This window comes from Saccharopolyspora pogona (genome assembly GCF_014697215.1).
Lineage (GTDB): Bacteria > Actinomycetota > Actinomycetes > Mycobacteriales > Pseudonocardiaceae > Saccharopolyspora > Saccharopolyspora hattusasensis.
In genome coordinates, this window is the sequence record NZ_CP031142.1 from 6,403,803 (window position 1) to 6,423,800 (window position 19,998).

19 protein-coding genes and 1 tRNA gene are annotated in these 19,998 nt (G+C 68.7%); 7 read left to right on the forward strand and 13 right to left on the reverse strand.

The features are described 5' to 3' along the window. Positions 1-22: 22 nt before the first annotated feature. From DL519_RS29745 to DL519_RS29775, 7 genes are all read right to left on the reverse strand, one after another. Entirely contained in the window at positions 23-430 is a 408-nt protein-coding gene (locus tag DL519_RS29745) for a hypothetical protein (protein WP_190819683.1), read from the reverse strand. 16 nt (positions 431-446) lie between these two features. Then, complete coding sequence (locus DL519_RS29750; RefSeq protein ID WP_397545078.1) at positions 447-1,223, reverse strand: LytR/AlgR family response regulator transcription factor; 777 nt, start codon at positions 1,221-1,223, stop codon at positions 447-449. Between the two features lie 770 nt (positions 1,224-1,993). Continuing rightward, positions 1,994-2,899: a S49 family peptidase gene (locus DL519_RS29755; protein WP_190819687.1), complete on the reverse strand. Its 906-nt coding sequence runs from the start codon at positions 2,897-2,899 to the stop codon at positions 1,994-1,996. A gap of 9 nt (positions 2,900-2,908) precedes the next feature. Beyond that, positions 2,909-4,153 carry a GAF domain-containing sensor histidine kinase gene (locus tag DL519_RS29760; RefSeq protein WP_223840385.1) on the reverse strand — a complete coding sequence of 415 codons (1,245 nt, stop codon included), beginning with the start codon at positions 4,151-4,153 and terminating at the stop codon, positions 2,909-2,911. 176 nt (positions 4,154-4,329) lie between these two features. Continuing rightward, on the reverse strand, positions 4,330-5,181 hold the full coding sequence (locus DL519_RS29765; RefSeq protein WP_190819690.1) for an Fpg/Nei family DNA glycosylase: 852 nt from the start codon (positions 5,179-5,181) through the stop codon (positions 4,330-4,332). Between the two features lie 43 nt (positions 5,182-5,224). Next, entirely contained in the window at positions 5,225-5,662 is a 438-nt protein-coding gene (locus DL519_RS29770) for a DUF1656 domain-containing protein (RefSeq protein WP_190819693.1), read from the reverse strand. Between the two features lie 184 nt (positions 5,663-5,846). Further along, on the reverse strand, positions 5,847-6,437 hold the full coding sequence (locus DL519_RS29775; RefSeq protein WP_190819695.1) for an RNA polymerase sigma factor: 591 nt from the start codon (positions 6,435-6,437) through the stop codon (positions 5,847-5,849). Between the two features lie 111 nt (positions 6,438-6,548). Here DL519_RS29775 and DL519_RS29780 point away from each other — a divergent pair, with 111 nt between their 5' ends. Both DL519_RS29780 and DL519_RS29785 read left to right on the forward strand, forming a co-directional pair. After that, a complete protein-coding gene (locus tag DL519_RS29780; RefSeq protein ID WP_190819697.1) occupies positions 6,549-6,959 on the forward strand; it encodes a PPOX class F420-dependent oxidoreductase in 411 nt (136 codons plus the stop codon). A gap of 71 nt (positions 6,960-7,030) precedes the next feature. Continuing rightward, positions 7,031-7,103 (forward strand) — tRNA-Gly (locus tag DL519_RS29785). Positions 7,104-7,512: 409 nt separating this feature from the next. Here DL519_RS29785 and DL519_RS29790 read toward each other — a convergent pair. Next, positions 7,513-7,722 (reverse strand): dodecin, encoded by a 210-nt coding sequence (locus tag DL519_RS29790; protein WP_190819699.1) that lies wholly within the window; start codon positions 7,720-7,722, stop codon positions 7,513-7,515. A gap of 260 nt (positions 7,723-7,982) precedes the next feature. Between DL519_RS29790 and DL519_RS29795 the strand changes: the two genes are divergently transcribed. Then, positions 7,983-8,234: a hypothetical protein gene (locus DL519_RS29795; protein ID WP_190819700.1), complete on the forward strand. Its 252-nt coding sequence runs from the start codon at positions 7,983-7,985 to the stop codon at positions 8,232-8,234. Between the two features lie 98 nt (positions 8,235-8,332). Here the strand turns inward: DL519_RS29795 and msrA are convergent, their stop codons facing one another. Together msrA and DL519_RS29805 are read right to left on the reverse strand one after the other, a co-directional pair. Further along, complete coding sequence (gene msrA / locus DL519_RS29800) at positions 8,333-9,001, reverse strand: peptide-methionine (S)-S-oxide reductase MsrA (RefSeq protein ID WP_190819702.1); 669 nt, start codon at positions 8,999-9,001, stop codon at positions 8,333-8,335. Positions 9,002-9,022: 21 nt separating this feature from the next. Continuing rightward, positions 9,023-10,828 (reverse strand): acyltransferase family protein, encoded by a 1,806-nt coding sequence (locus DL519_RS29805; RefSeq protein ID WP_223839718.1) that lies wholly within the window; start codon positions 10,826-10,828, stop codon positions 9,023-9,025. A 222-nt stretch (positions 10,829-11,050) separates the two neighbouring features. Between DL519_RS29805 and DL519_RS29810 the strand changes: the two genes are divergently transcribed. Continuing rightward, positions 11,051-12,415, forward strand: coding sequence for a hypothetical protein (locus tag DL519_RS29810; protein ID WP_190819706.1), 1,365 nt, complete (start codon positions 11,051-11,053; stop codon positions 12,413-12,415). 130 nt (positions 12,416-12,545) lie between these two features. Here DL519_RS29810 and DL519_RS29815 read toward each other — a convergent pair whose 3' ends face one another. After that, on the reverse strand, positions 12,546-15,788 hold the full coding sequence (locus DL519_RS29815; protein ID WP_190819707.1) for a glycosyltransferase: 3,243 nt from the start codon (positions 15,786-15,788) through the stop codon (positions 12,546-12,548). 93 nt (positions 15,789-15,881) lie between these two features. Here DL519_RS29815 and DL519_RS29820 point away from each other — a divergent pair, with 93 nt between their 5' ends. After that, a complete protein-coding gene (locus DL519_RS29820) occupies positions 15,882-16,289 on the forward strand; it encodes a MerR family transcriptional regulator (RefSeq protein ID WP_223839719.1) in 408 nt (135 codons plus the stop codon). Here DL519_RS29820 and DL519_RS29825 read toward each other — a convergent pair. Continuing rightward, positions 16,277-17,395: a baeRF11 domain-containing protein gene (locus DL519_RS29825; protein ID WP_190819709.1), complete on the reverse strand. Its 1,119-nt coding sequence runs from the start codon at positions 17,393-17,395 to the stop codon at positions 16,277-16,279. The genes DL519_RS29820 and DL519_RS29825 overlap by 13 nt on opposite strands. Before the next feature lie 292 nt (positions 17,396-17,687). On the opposite strand from DL519_RS29825, the gene DL519_RS29830 reads away from it, so the two are divergent. Both DL519_RS29830 and DL519_RS29835 read left to right on the forward strand, forming a co-directional pair. Beyond that, on the forward strand, positions 17,688-18,587 hold the full coding sequence (locus DL519_RS29830; protein WP_190819711.1) for a DMT family transporter: 900 nt from the start codon (positions 17,688-17,690) through the stop codon (positions 18,585-18,587). 182 nt (positions 18,588-18,769) lie between these two features. Next, positions 18,770-19,327: a transporter permease gene (locus tag DL519_RS29835; protein WP_190819712.1), complete on the forward strand. Its 558-nt coding sequence runs from the start codon at positions 18,770-18,772 to the stop codon at positions 19,325-19,327. Positions 19,328-19,500: 173 nt separating this feature from the next. Here the strand turns inward: DL519_RS29835 and DL519_RS29840 are convergent, their stop codons facing one another. Continuing rightward, a complete protein-coding gene (locus DL519_RS29840) occupies positions 19,501-19,998 on the reverse strand; it encodes a type II toxin-antitoxin system RatA family toxin (protein WP_190819714.1) in 498 nt (165 codons plus the stop codon).

Sequence of the window (19,998 nt, forward strand, 5' to 3'; positions counted from 1 at the left end):
AATCCGTCGTCGATCATGCGGGTCACTGCTCCACCATGTGGATGAAGTCCCGCTCGTGCCGCTCCGCGTTCCGGGTGCACAGGTACCCGATCAGCACCAGGAACGGATAGACCAGCACGCCGAGCAGCAGCCACGTCACCCGGAAGCCCAGCACCTCCAGGTCGCCGATCGCCGGCACCGACCAGAACAGCAACGGCAGCCCCAGCAGCACGGCCGCCACCACCCCGGTCAGCACCAGCGCGCTGCGCAGCTGCACCTTCACCAGGTGCCGGACCAGCACCTCGCCGACGCTGGTCTGCTCCTCCAGCTCCATGATGGTGCGCGCGACCTGCCGGGTGCGGCGGTCGGCGAGCACCACGCGCTTGCGGCGCGGCCGGGGCGTGCCGTCCCCCAGCCGTGCCCGGATGTCGAAGCCGTGGTCCGGGCTCATTCCGGCGAACCGCGGTTCACTGCTGGCCCCAGCCCTGCCGCGGCGCCCGGACCAGCCGGTCCTTCAGCTCGCGGGTGTGCCGGCGGCTGACCGGCAGTTCCTTGGACGGCCCGCCGCCGAGCACCACCGAATACCCGGACGACGACATGCGCAGCTCGGTGACCAGCGGTAGCGACACCAGGAACGACCGGTGGATGCGCAGGAAACCGGCTTCCGCCCAGCGCTCTTCCAGCTGCGCCAACGGGATTCGCACCAGGTGCGAGTCCTCGGCCGTGTGCAGCCTGGCGTAGTCGCCCTGCGCCTCGACCCAGCGCACGTCCTTGCGGGGGATCATCCGGGTGGTTCCGGCCAGCTCGACCGGGATGACCTCGTCGGCGTCGGCCGCCGGGGCCTCCAGCGCGCGCGTGCCCTTGGCCGCCTGGGCCTTGTTCTTCTCGATCGTGCGCAGCGCGCGGTCGATGCGTTCGGCGTTGGCCGGCTTCATGATGTAGTCCAGCGCGCCGACCTCGAACGCCTCCAGCGCGTTCTCCTCGTGTCCGGTGATGAACACCAGGGCCGGTGGATTGCGGAAGGCGGTGAGCACCCTGGCCAGTTCCATCCCGCTCAGCCCGGGCATCGAGACGTCCGCGAATACTGCGTCCACAATGGACGCATCGTCGTCGCGTCGGCCGATCAGCTCGGGGTCGTCGCTGCGCAGCAGGCGCAGCGCTTCGGCCGCGTCGAACGCGGTCAGCACCCGCCCGACCCGCGAGTTGTTGCCGAGCAGGTACTTCATCTCGTCCAGCCCGGCCATCTCGTCATCGACGGCCAGAACGACGAGCCCCGCTGGATTCTCTCGTGTACTCACTGCAACGCCATATCCTGCCGCGCCCACGGCGCACTGTGTCCATGATCGAGTATCGGCTCCCACCCGCCGGAGCGGCCCCCGGCCACGCCAGTCGCCGAGTGAGGTCAGTCACGCCTGCCAACCAAACTAGTTGCTAACGGAGAGCACAGGACAGCAGGGGGTGCACAGCGTGAAATTCCGCTCAGCAGCAACGATTTTAGCCTGATCAGCCTATTGCATAGAGCTGAACGAGTGAGCCCTTCCGCAACAAGATCTACGCAGTGCGATCACACCGATTACCCTGCGTTCGCAAGGGATTCGTCGAGATCAAATCGTGGCTCCGCCCGGGTCCGTGAGTACTTTTGGATGCTCTATAGCGCCCAAAGTACTCGCGGCCGCTGATCCCCCTTCAGCTTCCAGGAAGTACGGCCGCATCTCCCGAAAGACCGCCCTTCGCGGTGATCTCCGCAGAGGCTGTTCGGCAAGGGGTTGCCTCGAGGTCGGTAGGGCGGGTTCTTGTCTCTGAAGCGGTGCGGCCGCTTGACCCACCCCCCGCAGCCGGCGCCGCCGCAGGTTCTCAACAGTGCCTTGCGGGGACACCCCGCACCTCGAGCTTTTCCCGAGAGGACAGCCCCGACGCGACGTAATGGACTACGTGCGTCGGGGCTCCCGGGTTTGAGAAGGCATCTAAGGTTCCGCCACCCGCACCGCCAAGCAAGGCGAGTCCGGAAACACGTTCACAGCCCGAAGCGGTTCCACATGGCGCGGTGCTCCAGCGCCTCCACGGCGGCCAGCACGGAATCCGCACCGCTGCGGCCGAAACCGACCGACGACGCCATGCCCAGCCGGGCCAGCAGCGGCTTGCGCGGCTCCACCGTCAGCAGGTGCGCTTCCGGGAACTTCTGCTTCACGATGTCCCGCAGCGTGCCCAAACCGTCGACTAGACCGAACTCCTCGGCCTTCGTGCCGGTCCAGATCTCGCCGGAGAAAAGGTCGTCGTCAGAGCCGTTCAGCTTGCCGCCGCGGCGCTTGCGCACCCAGGCCCGGAACTGCTCGTGCAGCTCGTCCTGCAGTCCGCGCAGCCACTGCACGTCCTCTTCCTTCTCCGGGCCGAACGGGTCGAGCCGTACCTTGTGCGTGCCGGCGGTGTGCACCCGGCGCTCCACGCCGAGCTTCTCCAACAACCCGGTGAGCCCGAAGCTGGCGCTGACCACGCCGACGGAACCGACCAGCGACGTCGGGTGCGCGTAGATCTCGTCGGCCGCGCAGGCCAGCCAGTAGCCGCCGGAGGCCGCGACGTCCTCGCAGAACGCCAGCACCGGCACCTGCTTCTCCTCGGCCAGGCCCCGGATCCGGTCGGACACCAGCGCCGACTGGGTCGCCGACCCGCCCGGCGAGTTAATCGACAGCACCACGGCGCTGAGCCGGTCGTGCCCGAACGCGCGGGTCAGCGCGGATTCCACGGTCTGCAGCGAAATCGTCGACCGGCTCATCGGCGACGGCGTCGGCGTGATGACGCCGTGCAGCTTCACCACGGCGACCACCGGCCCGCGCTCGGCGCGCTCGGCGAGCTTGCCGGGCAGCTTCGAGGACAACTTCCCGGCCAACATGTCGGTGAACTTCTGCGGCGCCTTCTCGTCCATACCTCGACGTTACCGGCTCAGCTGCGGCCCGGCCGCCAACCCGACGCCCGGATCGTCGATCACCTGCGGCGGCACCGGCCGGACGCCCGGCGCGAACTTCGGCACCCGCATGATGACCTTCATGCCCGCGCCCCTCTCGGTCTCCACGACCAGGCCGTAGTCGTTGCCGAAGGTCGCCCGCATCCGGTTGTTGATGTTGCCGAGCCCGACGTGCGCGCCGGTCAGGTGCGCGTTGGCCAGTTCCGCGTCGAGCAGCTCCGGGTCCATCCCGATGCCGTCGTCGTCCACGCTGATCAGTGCCTCGGTGCCGTTGTCCTCGGCGATCACCGACACGGTGCCGCCGCCAGGCTTGTTCGCCAGTCCGTGCCGGACGGCGTTCTCCACCAGCGGTTGCAGCGCCAGGAAAGGCACCACCACCGGCAGCACCTCCGGGGCGATCTTGAGCCGCACGTTCAGCCGGTCCGGCCCGAAGCGGGCGCTCTCCAGCGTGAGGTAGCGGTCGATGTTGCGGATCTCGTCGGCCAGCGTGGTGTAGAGCCCGCTGGTGCGGAACGAGTAGCGAGTGAAGTCGGCGAACTCCTGTAGCAGGTCCCGCGCGTGCTCCGGGTCGGTGCGGATCAGCGAGCCGATGGTGTTCAGCGCGTTGTAGATGAAGTGCGGCGAGATCTGCGCCCGCAGCGCGCGCACCTCGGCCTTGGCCAGCCGCTCCTTGGACTCCTGCAGTTCGGCCAGTTCCAGCTGGGTCGACACGTGGTTGGCGACCTCGGCGGCCGCGCGCAGCAGCCGCTTGCGGTCGCCGTCCGCGACGATGGTCAGCGCGCCGCGGCTTTCGCCCTCGACCTCCAGCGGCACCACCACGGCGTGCCGCATCGGGCAGGGCCGGTGGTCGCAGATCACGTCGCCGTGGTCGAGGAACTCGCGCTTGCCGGTGCGCAGCACCTGCTCGATCTTGGGCCGCAGGTCGGCGTAGTGGTAGTTGGCCTCGCCGTCCCAGCTCAGCAGGGTGCCGTCGGCGTCGACGATGCCGACGGCGACGCACGCCAGCAGCGCCCGCAGGTGCGGCGCTGTCTTGTCGGCGGATTCCTGGTTCAGCCCGGCCCGGAGGTGGGGGGCCGCACTGGTCACCCGGTGCAACGCCGACAGCGTGGCGTCCTCTGCGGAGGTGCTCACCCGTCGCGCCCGGCACAGCAGCACGAACATGCCGAGCACGGCGAGTGCGGCGAGCGTGGTCAGGACCGTCCGCTCAGTCAACATCTCGGGCACAACATCAATCTTCACGGCCGCCACGCATGGAATCAAGGCGACTACGCTCAGTGCACCGTTTCCGTCGATAAGCGGTACCTCACTATTCCATTCAGCGGAAAGTAATGACTCGACCAGCGGCAACGTCCTGTGCACAACCGGGCCAGTTGTCCACAGGCTGTGGACAACTACTTCAGCAATCGGGACAACCGGCGGTCCGCCAACGGCTTGCCGCCAGTCTGGCAGGTCGGGCAGTACTGCATCGACCGGTCCGCGAAGGACACCTCCCGGACCGTGTCGCCGCACACCGGGCACGGCAACCCCGCGCGGCCGTGCACCCGCATCCCCGACCGCTTCTCGGCCTTCAGCCGCGCCGCGTCCTGCTTCAGCGAACGCTGCACCGCATCCCGCAAGATCTCCTGCACGCTGCTGTGCAGCCGTTCGACCGTGGCGGCGTCGAGCTTGCCCGCCATCGCGAACGGCGACAGCTTCGCGGCGTGCAGGATCTCGTCCGAGTAGGCGTTGCCGATCCCGGCCAGCACGGACTGGTCGGTGAGCAGCGTCTTGATCCGCTCGGTGCGCCCCGCCAGGACCTCGGCCAACCCGGCCGCGTCCAGGCCCAGCGCATCCGGCCCCAGCTTCGCGATCCCCGGCACCTCCGCGGCCGAAGCGACGACCCAGGCCGCCAGCTTCTTCTGCGTGCCGGCCTCGGTCAGGTCGAAACCCGCACCGCCCAGGTGCACCCGCAGCGCGATCGGCCCCTTGCCGGGCTTCGGCGGCACCGGCGACAGGTCGTCCGACCAGCGCAACCAACCGGCCCGCGCCAGGTGGCACACCAGGTGCAGCCCGTCGCAATCGAGGTCGAGGTATTTGCCGTGCCGCACCGCACCGGTGACGGCACGACCGTGCAGCTCCGTCCACGGCGGGCTGGCGGTCTTCAACACGCTCATCGACGCCACATCGATGCGCCCCACGGTGCGGCCCACGGCGTTGTCGCGGAGGTGCTGGGCCAACGCCTCCACCTCTGGAAGTTCCGGCATCGGTCCAGTGTGCCGCCCACCCCGGCGATTTCAATCGAAATCGCTACTCCACCGGCTGCAGGCCGCCGTTCATGTCCGGCTCCGCGTACAGCTCGATGTGCCGGGCCACCAAGGAGATCTCCTGGCGCACGTCGAAGAAACCGCGCACCACGCCCACCCAGGTCTCCGGCGGGTTCTCGTCGTGGTCGCCCGGGGTGGCCGCGGTGACCGTCCACGGGCGCCGCAGCACCCAGCGGACCGGGAAGAACAGCACGCCCGCGATCAGCAGCAGAATCAGCCAGCTCGGCACGTACACCTCGGCCGGCGTCCAAACCACGAACATCACGACCAGGAACAGGAACAGCGCGCCCATCAGGATCGCGGGCGCCGAACCCCCGTTGACGTCGTGCTCGAACTCGTCCGCCGCGATCGGGTTGGACCACTCAAGGCTCGCCTTGATCGTCCACTCCCGGCCGTCGGAACCCCGCACCACCCGGTTCATCGTCGCCTCCCCGCCCACCCGGGCTGGTCGCTTCGGAACATCGTCTCGCCACTCGAACCCCGTCGGTCACCGACCGTGGAGCAACGGTACCGCGTGCGTCATGGGCCCGACGGGTGATAGTCGAGCCCCGAACGGTCCCATTGTCGATCATGAGCGGCGTCCGGCCAACCCCGAACCCGCCCCGTCAAGCGCGACGCAAACAGCTCGCGACCGGCAGCTCCGCCGCATGCTGGTAAGCCTCCCGCAACCCGCGGCGCGCCCGATGCGCCAGCACCGCCGTCGCGTTCGGGGTCAGCCCCAGCTGACCGGCGAGGCTGGCCGGCCGATGTCCCTCCACCTCGGTCCACCACAGGACCTCCCGCCAACGCACGGGCAGCCGGTGGAACGCGCGGGCCAGCAACTCCCCCTCAGCCTGCACGGACTGGTGATCGCGCTGCCGCGGCGCGTGCTCGCCCAGCTCATCGCCGTTCATCAGCTCGTCCCGGCGAGCCGCCGCCCACTCCCACAGCACCCGGCGCACCACCGTCGACAAGTAGGTGCGGATCGCATCGCGCGGCCCGTGCCCAGCCCGGACGGCGCGCAATGTGCGCAAGAACACCTCGGCGACCACGTCGTCGACGTCGATCCTGGGCTGCGGCATGCTCAACGCGAACCGCCGCACCGCAGGCGCGTGCCGCCGGTACAGATCGCCATAAGCGAGATCATCCCCCGCCCGCAACCGCGCCAGCAGCACCCGGTCGTCCGGCAACGGTCCCCCGGCGACGTCCTCACCCATCCCCATGAATTCCCCCCAACGACCAGCCGGGCGAAATACCGCGCGACCAGCGCAATCGCTACCGTGGACCCCCGGACCACGGCTGTCACCAGTCACCACACGGAGGTCGCAGTGGATCTCGACGAAGCCCGCGAAGTGATCGGCAACCAGCACCGCGCCGTGCTCAGCACGCTCCGCGCCGACGGCACCCCCCAGATGACACCGGTGCTGACCACCACGGACAGCGCCGGACATGTCACTATCAGCACTGTCGCTGGCGCAGCCAAGGTGCGCAACCTGCGCCGCGACCCCCGCGTGTGGCTGTGCGTCCTGCCAGACCAGTTCTTCGGCCGCTGGATCCAGGTCGAAGGCATCGTCGAGATCGTCGAGCTCCCCGCCGCGCTCCCCCTCCTGGAGGAGTACTACCGCAGCATCTCCGGCGAACACGAGGACTGGGCCGCATATCGCCAAGCCATGCAGGAAGAACACCGCGTCCTGCTGCGCATCACCCCGACCCGGGCGGTCTCCTCCCCAACCCGATAGGGCCCCCTGGTGAACGGGCCCGGAACGATGGGCTAAAGTAGTTATCAACAGCCCAACAGGGCGCTGAATACGCGGATGTAGCGCAGCTGGTAGCGCATCACCTTGCCAAGGTGAGGGTCGCGGGTTCGAGTCCCGTCATCCGCTCGGAGCTGGGAGCCTTGTGTCGACTTCGTTCGACCTTGGATCCTCGCCATTTCTTTGGGGGGAGCGACTCCCCCCAAACCCCCCTACGGTGCGGTGCTCCGGGCTTGCTGGCTCCTTACCGCGGGCAACGTTCGCTGGCCTGCTCAGTGACCAGCAACCAAACCCGTCACCTTGACATCGTTGGTGCCGCCCTCCACGCATCGTGAGTGTGTTGGTTGGTTGGTTTTGGAGTTTAGGTTTCTAGAGCGACTCCCCCCAAACCCCCCTACGGTGCGGTGCTCCGGGCTTGTTGGCTCCTTACCGCGGGCAACGTTCCCTGGCCTACTCAGTGACCAGCAACCAAACCTGTCACCTTGACATCGTTGGTGCCGCCCTCTACGCGTCGTGAGTGTGTTGGTTGGTTTTGGGTTTAGGTTTCTAGGCGGAAGCCTATTTTCAGGGTCACTTGGTAGTGGGCCAGTTCGTTGTACTCCACGTGGCCCCTTACGTTTTCGACCTCGAACCAGTCTATGTTCCTCAGGGTTTGGGAGGCTCTGCCGATCGCCTTTTTAATTGCGTCGTCCACTCCTTTCGTTGATGTGCCCACTACTTCTGTTATTCGGTACACGTGGTCCGTCATGGGTTGATGGTTCTTGTTTTGCCGGGGTCTTGCAAGTTGGTGTTGTTGCTGATCAGGGGTGTTTAGTCTGGTTTGGTCGGTTCTTGGTCATCTTTTGGTCGGGTTTTGGGTTTGGTCGCTTGATCAGGTGGGCTTCTTGTTCCGGCTTCCCTCGAAGTTGGGAACCACTGGCTTCTTTGAGGTGATGCGGAAAGCGGGATTTCGGCCAATGTGATCTTCTCCTGGGCGGCATAGTCCACTTCGTCCACGGAGGTAGTTCCATGCGTCGTTTCATCGTCGGGGTGCTGTTCACGGGGTTGTGCGGATTGGGTTCCGCCGGAATCGCCGCGGCCGAGGAAGTGCCCTTCGATCCCGCCTCGCTCGTACAGCAGGTGACCAGCCAGGACGCCACATCCGGGCAGAACGGGACATCCGAACAGGGGGCCTCGGCATCCTCGGTGGTGCACTCCGACGACGGCAGCCCCGCGCAAGCCCACGCCCAGGGCCAGGACGCTCAAGGCCAGGACGGCTGAACGGCACGCCCGGAGCGGCTATTCGTGAAACCACGAGGACGGGGCCCGTGCCGACCAACCGGCACGGGCCCCGTCCTCGTCCATCGAGTTGACCGTGCTCAGCCCTCGCCCGGGACGCCCAGGCCGATCGGGCAGGAGACCCCGGTGCCACCGAGGCCGCAGTAGCCGTTCGGGTTCTTGGCCTCCGACAGGTACTGCTGGTGGTACGTCTCCGCGTAGTAGAAGGTCTTCAGCGGCGCGATCTCCGTCGTGACCTGGCCCAGACCCGCTTCGGTCAAGGCCTTCTGGAAGGCTTGCGCACTCGCTTCCGCTACGGCTTTCTGCTGGTCGTCCGCGTAGTAGATCGCCGAGCGGTACTGGGTGCCGATGTCGTTGCCCTGGCGCATGCCCTGGGTCGGGTCGTGGCTCTCCCAGAAGACCTTCAAGACCTGCTGGTAGCTGATCGCGGCCGGGTCGAAGACCACCAGGACGGCCTCGGTGTGGCCGGTCAAGCCCGAGCACACCTCTTCGTACGTCGGGTTCGGGGTGAAGCCGCCGGCGTAGCCGACCGCCGTCGACCACACGCCCTCGGTGCGCCAGAAAGTGCGCTCCGCTCCCCAGAAGCAGCCCATGCCGACCACCGCGGTGGCGTAGCCCTCCGGGAACGGCGGCATGATGCGCCGGTCCGGGAACACCGCATGCGACTCCGCCACCGGGAGCGGGTTGGAACGGCCCGGCAAGGCCTCGGCCGGGTCGATCAACCTGGTCTTGTCACCGAAAAGCGCCATGCACTCGAGGGTACGCGTGCGCTACGGGCGGTCCTGCCGCTTGGGACCGACCGGCCGGGTCTCCTCCTCCGGCGCCGGCGGCGGTTCCGGGCGGGCGTGCCGACCACCGGTGCGGCGAACGGCCTGGCGGTCCATGGGGGTCCGGTCGGAGTCCAAGTCCCCGGACAGCCGCGTGGACAGCACCGAGTCCTCAGACGGCACAGCGGGCGGGCCGACCGCCCGCTGCTCGGCCGAGCGGCGGGGGCGGGCGGACGGCCGACCGAGCGGCGGCTCCGTGCCGTTCATGGGAAGCCCGTTGAGCCGGGCCGCGTTCGGGCCGTCAGCGCTGCCGCGCCGAGGCGCGCCGTTAACGCGGTTGTCGTTGACCGGTGTGCCGTTCGGCGGGACACCGTTGCGCGGGGCGTCGTTCGGCGCAACGGTGGGGCCCTGGCTGCCGTTCGGCGGGGTGGTCGCGCGGCGGAGCGGACGTGCCGGGCGGGTCTGGTCCGCCCCCGGGCGGGCCGAGGTCAGCTTGGTCGGGGGTTCCTGGGCAGCGCCGTCGCGGTTGGGTGCCGGTGGGCGGGGCAGCGGTCGGCGCATGGTTGTCGCCTCGCGCGCCGCTCGGGGCTCGTCCGGATCGTCCAAGCGCGCCGCCCGGTCGTCATCCCGTTCGTCCCGGTCGTCCGGTTCCAGGCCGTCGAAGTCGTCCGGATACTCGGAATCGTCGAGGTCTTCCAGCTCGTCGAGGCCGTCCTCCGCCCGCTGTGGTTCCTTTTTCTTCGACGCCGGGGTGAGGTAGTGGCGCAGCTTCATCGTCGGTTCTTCGATGAACTTCCACGACAGCGTGCCGACGCAGTAGGCCAGCGGGGCGGCGCAGATCAGCATCAACCACTGGTTGCGGATTCCGGCCATCGCCAGCAGCTGCTGGATCGGGAAACCCCACACGTACACGCCATAGCTGCCGTTGACCCACACGCCCGGCACCGTCAGCCGCGACGGCCAGAAGTGCCCGGTCACGACCACCGCGTAGCTGACCGCGAAGGCCATCCAGAACGACCCGGTGATGCTGTTGGGCATCAGCACCAGCAGCACCAGGCCGCCGCTGGCCGCCAGCGGCGAAAGCGGGACCCGGTACAGGTTGAGGACCACGCCGAAGGCGAAGGCGACCAGGAACGCCACCAGCGACTCGACCGGCACGCTGAGGAACGAGCCCGCCGACTCCGAGCCCGGCAGCTCCTCCAGGTACCGGTCCCACGTGATGATCCCGATCAGCGCCACGACCGCCAGCCAGCGGTACTTGTGCTTCCCCGCGCCGAGCAGCAGCAACGCGTAGAGGGCGGCGTAGGCCAGCAGCTCCATCGGCAGCGTCCACAACGACCCGTTCACCGCGTTCGGCCACGGGTTGTCCACGAACACGCCCGGAAGCTCGTGCTTGAGCGTGAGCAGACCGGCGTTGTTGACGACGTAACCCCAGGTGCCGTTGGCCGCGAAGTAGTCGCCGACGGACAAGGTCGTGATCATCGGGCCGATGATCAGCGCCATGGTCAGCGAAACCGTGAGCATCGGCGGCCACAGCCGCAGGATGCGCTTCGCGGCGAACCTGCCCGGGTGGGGATCTCGGATCCAGCTCTCCGTGATCTGGAAGCCGCTCATCGCGAAGAAGCCCATCAGGACGCCCTCGTCGGGCTGCACCGGCCAGTCCGACGGGAACAGGTCGCCCGTTCCGGCCAGCGGCGAGCTGTGCCCGTAAATGACCGCGAGCGCGCCGATTATGCGGATCCAGGCGAACCCGTGGTTCGGCTCGGCGAACCACTCCGGGTGAGTGTGGACGACCCGCGCGTCACCCACCCAGATCACCCCATCAAGTCATGTCCCCGGCCGGAGAAGTCAACGCTGGGTAGCCTAGCTCGGGACAACATGGTTGTGGACCTATTACCTTCTCGTAGCCCGCTCCGGCCAGACTCCGAGTCGGATCGTTATCCGGCCGGTGCCCCCCGTTCCCCCTTGCGGGTGCCAGAATGGCGGTCGATCGCAATTGGGGGCGTTCGCAAAACCGGGAAGGGCTCATCGGTGACCTGGCAAGACGAGCTGCAGAATCTCGACGCCGAACTCGCGGCGGGGCGGATTTCCGCTGAGGAGTACCGCCAGCGGCGAGACGCCGTGCTCGGTCGGGCCCAGAACGGACAGAACGGGCCTTCCTCGGGCGGATTCCCGCAGCAACAGCCGCAAGCGAGCACGCCATCCGGCGAGTTCCCGCAGCAGCAATCGCAGGCAGGGCCGCCGCCCGGTGGATTCCCGCAGCAGCAACCGCAGGTGGGGCCTTCCTCGGGCGGATTCCCGCAGCAGCAACCGCAAGCAGGCCCGCAGTCCGGCGGATTCCCGCAGCAGCAGGCACCGCAGCAGCCCAACCCGTTCCCGCCGGCGTTCAGCTGGGGAGACGCTGCCGCTCAGGCCACCCCGCAGCAGCAGCCGCAACAACAAGGTCGTGCGGCCGAAGAAGCAACGCAGATCGTGCTCAACCCGCTTTTGCAGCGGCAGCCGCAGGCCCAGCCGCCGAGAGACTCCGAGAGCACCCAGGTCGTCAACCTCAGCCAGCAGCCGCAGTGGGCCCAGGTGCAGCAGCCGCCGCAGCCGCAGTGGGGGCCGCAGCAGGGTTGGGGCGCCGTCGAAAGCACCGGCACGCCCTGGGGCGATGACCTGCCGGCGACGCCGGACCACGGCGACGCGTCGTGGATGCGCCAAGGCCCCGAGGTATTCGAGTCCGCGAGCAAACCTGGCAAGGGCAAGCTGATCGCCGGGCTGTCCATCGGCGGCGTGCTGCTGGTCGGCGTGATCGTCGCCGGGATCCTCTACTTCACCTCCAGCAGCGGCAACACGCCGACCAAGCCGACCGCCGCGCCACCGCCGCCCCCGGTGCAGACCCAGGAGCTGCCCGCGCCGCCGCCCGCGAGGGCGAACCCACCGGCCGGCTCGCAGGAGACGCTGGTAACGGTGTCCGGCCCGGCGCACCCGTGGAGCGGGGCGCTGGACCTCCCGAGCCTGCAGGGTGCCAAGGGCGGCCTGCTGCAGCCGAAGACAGTGCTCGACTCCGCGATCCAGGGCGGGTTGGTCGACGGCTGGTTCAACGGCACCGAGGGCGCGACCCCGAAGAAGACGCTGCTCGCGCTGCAGATGCCCAACTCCGATGCTGCCAAGGGCGTGGTCGACAAGTACCTCGCCGCCCAGCAGGGTCTGTCCGAAATGGACAAACTGTCTTACCAGGGTGTGAAGGTGGTCAACACCGGCGGCACGTTCCGCACCGCCTACGTCGCGCACAACTGGGCGATCATCATCGACGTCAGCGGCTCGTCGGACCAGAAGGCGGCGGCGCAGGAGACGTTCAAGTCGGTCCTCGACCAGCAGGTCAACCACCTGCCGCCGACGGTCCGCGACTGACCCGAACCGACGTCCCCGCAATTTCAATGGAAATCGGACCTTCGATTTCCATTGAAACCGGACCTTCGATTTCAATGGAAATTGCAGGGGATCGGTGCGTCGGGGCCCGACGCACCGGGGTGTGTCGGGATCAGGCCTCGTAGTCGGTGGTGGCGAGCAGGTCGCCGAGGGCCGCTCGGGAGACGTCCGGGCCGAACTGGGCCGCGATGCCCGCCTTGCCCGCCTCCGCCAGCCGCTGCCAGGCGTCGTCGTCGGTGAGCAGCCGGACTGCCGCCTCCGCCAGCCCCTCCGCATCGTCGGCGACCAGCACGTGCTCGCCGTTCACCAGGTGCATGCCCTCGATCGCCACCGTCGTGCCGACCACCGGCACCCCGAGGCTGAGGCTCTCGCCGACCTTGCCCTTGACGCCGGCGCCGAACCGCAGCGGCGCGAGGGTCACGCGGCTCGCCGCGTACTGCGGCTCCAGGTCGGCGACCCAGCCGTGCACCTGCACGCCCCGCCCGGCCAGCTCCCGGACCTCGTCGGTCGGGTTGCTGCCGACGACGTGCAGCACCGCGTCCGGGCACTTCTCCCGCACCAGCGGCATGATCTCGCGCACCGCCCAGCGCACGGCGTCGACGTTCGGCGGGTGGTCGAAGCTGCCGACGAACAGCAGGTCCTTGCGCCCGTCCGGCTTCGCCGGGCTCCAGTCGACCTCGTGCACGTTGGACAGCACCCGCACGTCGGCGTCGGGGACCAGCTCGCGCAGCAGAACCCGCTCGGCCTCGGACACCACCAGTGTGACGTCGCAGGAACGGGTCAGTCCGAGCTCCATCTGCCGCGACGCGAAGGCCTTGCGCCGCAGCGCTTCCGCCCGCGCCGGGTCGCCCTGCTGCTCGGCGACCTCGGCCTGCCGCTCCAGCCGGAGGAAGTGCACGTCGACGGTGTCGTAGGCGATGACCGCCTGCGGCGCGCAGGTGCGCAGCTCCTCGACCAGGCTCCACGCGACCTGCGGGCGGGACAGCAGTGCCAGCGAGATCTCCGAGCCCGCCTCGTGCAGGAACGCCTGCTGCAGTTCGGGTTCGGGCAGCACCGTGACGCCGAGCTGCTGCAGCTGCGTCGTGTAGGGCTCCAGGCGCGCGTGGTTGCCGGGGAAGAACACCACCCGGCAGCCGAGCCGCACGAACTGCTCCAGCACGCGGCGGATCCGCACGGAACCGGAGTCGAAGTCCGGGCGTGGCACCTGGTGATCCTTCACCAGCACGATCGGCCCGTGGTGGCCGCGGGTGCCGCGTTGCCGCGCGAGCCAGAGGTTGCGCGGCGAGGCTTCCGGCAGGTGTTCGGCGGCCAGCGTGTCGGCCCACTTCTCCACGAATACCTTGCGGTTGAGCTCCTGGTGTTTCTTCACCCCGGTGCTGAGGTCGGTGCCGTTGGACACGCCTTCGTGGTGCACGACGACGGCCTTCGGCTGCACCACTGTCCGGTAGCCGGCCGCGCGCACCGCGAACGCCAGGTCGGTGTCCTCGTAGTAGGCGGGCGCGTACCGGGTGTCGAAGCCGCCGACCTGCCGGAACACGTTGGTGCACACCAGGATTGCCGCGCCGGAGCAGTAGTCGACGTCGCGCACCACGTTGAACTCGGCGCCGCCGGGCTCGGTGTTGCGGCCGTAGTTCCAGCCGTTGCCGTCGGACCACACTATGCCGCCGCACTCCTGCAGCCGGCCGTCCGGGTAGACCAGCTTGGCGCCGACAAGCCCGATGCGTTCGTCACCGCGGATCGTGTCCATCAGGATTTCCAGCCAGGACTCGGTGACCTCGGCGTCGTTGTTCAGGAAGAACAGGTATTCGCCGCGCGCGTGCTCGGCACCGAGGTTGCAGGCGCCGATGAACCCGAGGTTGCGTTCGGCGCGCACCAGCCGGACACCTTCGCAAGCGGCGAGCTTCTCGGCGCTGTCGTCCGGCGAGGCGTCGTCGACGACGATCACCTCGAACGGCACGGACACCACATGCCCGCCGAGGAACCGCAGGCACTGCCGGGTGTAGGGCCACTTGCCGTGCACCGGAATGATCACGCTGACCAGCGGTTTGTCGCTGTGCGGCACGGGAAGCGGACCGGTCTCGACCGTCTCCTCGGCCTGCGGCACGCCGGGCTTGCGCCCGAGCGCGATCTCGTACGCATCGCGCCGCGCGGTGCCGCGCGGCGCTACGCGCTCGACGACCTTCCGGTACTTCGCCACCGCGCGCTGAACCAGCGCGGAGTTCTGCGCCGCCAGCTCCGCGTTCGCTGCGCCGAGCTCCGCCGCTTGCCGCTCGGCGTCCGCTACGCGTCCTTCGAGCCGCGCGACGGTGTCGCGCAGCCACTCGATGCGCGCAGCGTCGCGCTCCGCGCTCTGCCGGCTCTCGTGCAGCTCGCCGGCGACGCGGTCCAGTTCGGCTCGCAGCTTCGCCTGCTCGCGGATGCTCTGGTCGGCGCGATGCTCTTCGGCTTTGCGCAGTCCTTCGAGCCTGCTGATGGTGCTCTTGAGCTCTTCGGATTCGACGCGGCTGCGCTGGTAGAGCTCGTGGAGTTTGGCCACGTCCGCGACCGCCGCGTCGCGTTGTTCGATTATCGGCGTGACGTCGCCGCCGCGGCGGATGAGCGTGAGGTCGGCGTCGGTCAGCAGCGCGGCGGCGGGCAGCTTCGGCAGGTGCTTGTCGGAGGCGATGCCCAGCAGGTAGGTGTGCGGGACGCCTTGCCGGACGGCCCATTCGCCGTCGCGCACTTCGATCGTCTGCAGCCGGACGCCGTCGATCGCGGTGTCCGGGTCGCCGTGGTCGGCGGGGGTGAGCAGCGATCCGACGGTGACGTTCTGCTTTAGCACGGCCACGTGCCGGAACGCGTCCTCCAGCAGCGTTTCGTACTGCTTCGCAGTGAGTTCCTTGACGTGGTACGGGTTGTCGTTGCCGTGCTCGTGCGAGTAGACCGCCGTGTCGGGGGTGCTGCTCAGGAACAGGCCACCTTGGACGAGCCGAGACCTGACCAGGCTCAGGATGGCGTCGTGGTCCTCGACGTGCTCGATCGCCTCGAAGCAGACGATCACGTCGAAGGGCTTGGCGTCGGCGAGCAGTTCGGGGTCGGTGATCGAGCCGACCTGGAAGCTGACGTCGCGGCTGCCGTAGTTGTGCTGGGCGTGTTCGACCGTGGTCGGGTCGATGTCCACGCCGACCACCTCGGCGCCTTCGGCGGCCAGCAGCGCCGCGCCGTAGCCCTCGCCGCAGGCGAGGTCGAGCACCCGCTTGCCGCGCACGAAGCGGGCTGCGAGGGCGTAGCGGTGGTAGTGCTCGTAGACGACCTGAACGTCGTCGGTCCACGGCACACAGCGCTCGCCGGTCCAGTCGATCAGCCGCTTGTCCATCCGGTTCCTCACCGCGTAGAAAATCCCACAGCAGGCTAGCGCCCCGATCGGGTGACTTGTCGCCGGTTCGGCCTTTTGTGGCGCCGTGCGGCCGTGGACGGCTCGGTCGCAGTTTCAATTTCCGCCAAGACGGGCGTCAGCGTGCGGGCGCTGCGGTACCACGAAGAGCAGCAGCCGCTCGCCTCGAAGCGCAGCCCCAGCGGGCAGCGGACGTATCCGGAGAGCGCGGTCGAGCGCGACCGCCTGATCCAGCAGCTCTACGGGGCGGGGCTGCCGAGCCGGCAGATCGTGGAACTGCTGCCCTGCGTCAAGACCGCCGAGATGCAGCCCGAGCTGCTCGACTGGTTGGTGGTCGAGCGCGACCGCATCAACCGGCAGATCAGCGATCTGGTGAGCACCCGGGACAGGCTCGACGACATCATCGGCAGACCACCACCGCCTGGCGCACGGGCGGCCCTGCCCCCAGCCCGGCCGCTGAACGGTGCTGGTCAGGGGCGGTAGCGGAGGATGGCGGCCGTTTCTCCGCCGCCCGGGATGTCGTCGCGGCGCACCGCGAGGACCCGCCCGCCGGTGAGCCAGACCCGGCGGGCGATCTCGTCCACCACGCCGTAGGACACGGCGTCCTCGGCTTCCTCGAACGTCACCGCGCCCGCCTCGTCGATGAAGCCCGGCACCGCGTTGTCGATGTCGACGAAGACCGTGTCGACCGCGCCCATGGTCGCGTGCCGGGCCACGTCGGCGATGTCGGCGACCGTCCGGCCCTGCCCCGTGCGCTGCTCGAACAGCCGATGCAGCTCGCGCATCCGCTCGGCGTGCAGGTCGTCGAGGACGTCGCGGGCCACCGACGCCAGCTCGCGGTCGCTGCTCTCCTCCGGATTGCCGGTCAGGCCGACCGGGGCGAGCTCCGAAGCGGTGCTGACCGACCGGAAGATGCTCTGCAGCGGCTCGGTCGCGGCCAGGATCAGCGGCACGTCGCCGCGCAGCACCGGCCGCATCGCGCGGTCGACCTGGCGGGCGAATTGGCGCATCCGGAGCTTCTGTCCCTCGCTGCCCTGGAACCGGCGGCGCGGCAAGCGGTCGGTGACCGACTCCTTGCCCACCGAGCTGGCCATGTCCGCCGGCATCCCGGGCACCTCGACGATCACCGGGTCCATCTCGGGCACGACCTCCACCAGCCGCACCGAGTTCTGCGCGAGCGCCAGCACCAGCGCGGTCTGCGGGAAGGTGATCGAGCGCAGCAGCGGCTTGAGGTGGAACCGGTCGGACACCTCGACCGCCGCATTCAGGTGGTTCGGCAGCCGGAAGGTGGTCAGCGCTTTCGGGGTGGCGAACAGCGCCAGGCTGCGGGCCTGGAAGCGCCAGAACTCCTCGTCCTCGGCCAGGTCGGCCAGGTGTTCGGTGACCCCGGCGATGTCCTCCTTGGCGGTGCCCGCCTGCCGGAGCTGCTCGATCGCCTGCCCGGCGAGGTTCTTCAGCTCGATGCGCTCGGCGTCGCCGCTGGAGGCCGGGCCGGTCGGCACGTACAGCGAGACGCTGACCGGCTCGCGGGCGGTCAGCAGCGCATCGACCTGCGCCCGCGTCGGGATGTCGGTGTGCAGGATCGCCATCGGGGTCCTCCTAGGAGAAACGTCCGGACCAGCGACGCTACCGAGAGCTCGGGGAACCGGCAGGGCGACGGAGCTCACCCCGGGTCGCCCGTTCCGGCGGACCCGGACCTGCGGTTAGGGTGGGCGGCGTGAACTCGCACTGGCACCGCGTTCTGCCGCCGCCGTCCCGCTGACGGGCGGCGAACCTCCAGCACCCCGGCGGCATCGCAGTTTCAATTGAAACTGCCCGGGGTCATTGTGACGCGCGCCCGTTCGACGAGTCCTGCTGGTTTCGCGAACGGAAGAGTTCACTGTGTCCGATCAATTGCTCACCGCACCCGCTCCTGCCCGGAGCTTCCTCTCCGGCCCGCTGCCGGTGCTGCTCGCGGCCGTCCTGTGGGGCACCACCGGAACGGCCGCCAGCTTCGCCCCGGCCGGCGCGAGTCCGCTGTCGATCGGGGCCGCCACCATGGGCATCGGCGGCATCCTGCTGCTCGCCGTCGCCGGGCGGTCCGCGCTGCCCGTGCTGCGGTCCGGACGGACCGGGCTGCTGGTCGTGGGTGCCCTGGCAGTGGCGGTCTACCCGCTGGCGTTCTACTCCTCGATGGCGCTCGCCGGGGTCGCCATCGGCACCGTCGTCACGCTCGGCTCGGCGCCGGTGTTCGCCGCGATCCTGGAACGCGTCGTCGACGGTGTCCGGCTGGACCGCCGATGGGCGCTGGCCGCGGCGGTTTCGGTACTCGGCCTGCTATTGATCACGGGCGGTGGCGAGGCCGGTGTTGGCACTGATGCCATGCTCGGTGCGCTGCTCGGCTTGCTCGGCGGCGCCGCATATGTCGTGTACTCGTGGGCGGCCGCGCGGATGATGCGCGGCGGACACGGGTCGCGCGCGGTGATGGGCGCGATGTTCGGCACCGGCGCTGTGGTGCTACTGCCGGTTCTCGCGTTCACCGGCGGCCCGCTGTTCGGTTCCGCGTCCGGGCTGGTGGTCGCGGGCTACCTCGCGGTGATCCCGATGGGCTTGGCGTACGTGCTGTTCGGCGCGGGGCTGCGCCGCACGTCTACCAGCGTCGCGACGACGCTGAGCCTGTTGGAGCCGGTGGTGGCGGCGCTGCTGAGCGTGCTCATCGTCGGAGAACGGCTGGGCGTCGCGTCGTGGTGCGGCGTCGGGCTCATCGGCGTCGGGCTGGTGCTGGTCAGCACCCGCCGCTGAGGACTTGTGCACAGCTGTGGACAACTTTCTTCACAGCTGTGCACAACTAGTCGCACGAACGGGTGTTTTCGCAGTTGAAACCCCTGTTGACGCAGTTGTCCACAAGCTGTGGACAACTGCGTTCCCAAAGATGAAATGCTTCTCATGGACGGTTCACGCACCGCTGAGCAGCGGGACAGATCGTGGACACCATGAACGGCCACCAGGACACCGCGGAACGGGTCCGCACCGACTACGTGACTTCTGATGCACCTGATCACGGTCGGCCTGGTGGTCACCGCAATGCTGGTGCCGAGCACGAGCGGCCGCGCGGCGCTCGTGCCGCCGATCTACCTCGTGCCGGCTGCCGCGTTCGCCGGCCGGCCGCGACCGGGCCTGTGCTGTTCCCGGCTGTCGTGCTCCTGTCGGCGATCGCGACGCTCGTCAGCGCGGGGGCGCACCTGATCACCAGCCAGCTCCAGGCCAGCACGATCGGTGCGTGCATCGGGTTCGGGCAGTGGTTGCGGTGGGGATTGCCGTTCGCCGTCGTCAGCTCGCACCTGGCCGCCGAGCTGGTGCTGCTGCTATTCACCGGCCGCTCGGGCCGCCTGGCGCAGCTGCGGGTCGATTCCGCTGACCTGCGCGAACAACTGGACGCTCCGCCGCGGATGCAGCGGGCCGAGACCCGCGCCATCGCCTTGCTCGGCACCGTCGTGCTGCTCTGGAGCACCGAGTCGCTGCACGTCGGCCGCCCGCGCTGATCGCGCTGGCCTGGGATGTCTTTCAGCGGCTCGCACCCTGCTCACACCTGGCCATGCCTGGGGCTCAAAGCGGTTCGCCCGAACGTCGCCAACAATGTGCCCTGCACCAACCCACGCGGTTGATCACGCTTCACCAGCGGTTGAGTTTCCTGTTGACGTGACACCTATCGTGCTCACGAAGGCCTTTCCGCATCGGATGCGACCGGGTAGGAGGCCGTGTCGAGGAAGACCAGTTCTTCGCCGAGCAGGCCGCGAAGGATGGATTGTATGCTCGCGCGCAATGCCCCCTCCGCAATCGGATCGATGATCGCCGCCAGGCTCGACATACCGAGATCGAAGTGCGCGGTAAACCTGACGACCGTGTCGGATCCGGACTCGTCAACTGCCCACTCGCCGTCGAAGCGTTCAAAGTCTCCGTCGAGTTGCCGGAACGTGATAGTCCTGGCGAACTGGTCGATCTGGTCTCGTTCCGACCAGCACAGGATGCCGTTGCGAAACGTGACCGCCCATTCCGAATCCTGGGTGCCGTCTTGCCTTGCGGTGACGGTGACGCTGCGGACCTCATCGGTTTGATCGGCGAAGCGCTCGGTGTCGCAAAGCGCGGAGAAGACAGTGTCAGCGTCGGACCCAATGGCAGTTGGCACAAGCGACTCAACCGTAACAGTCGGCAT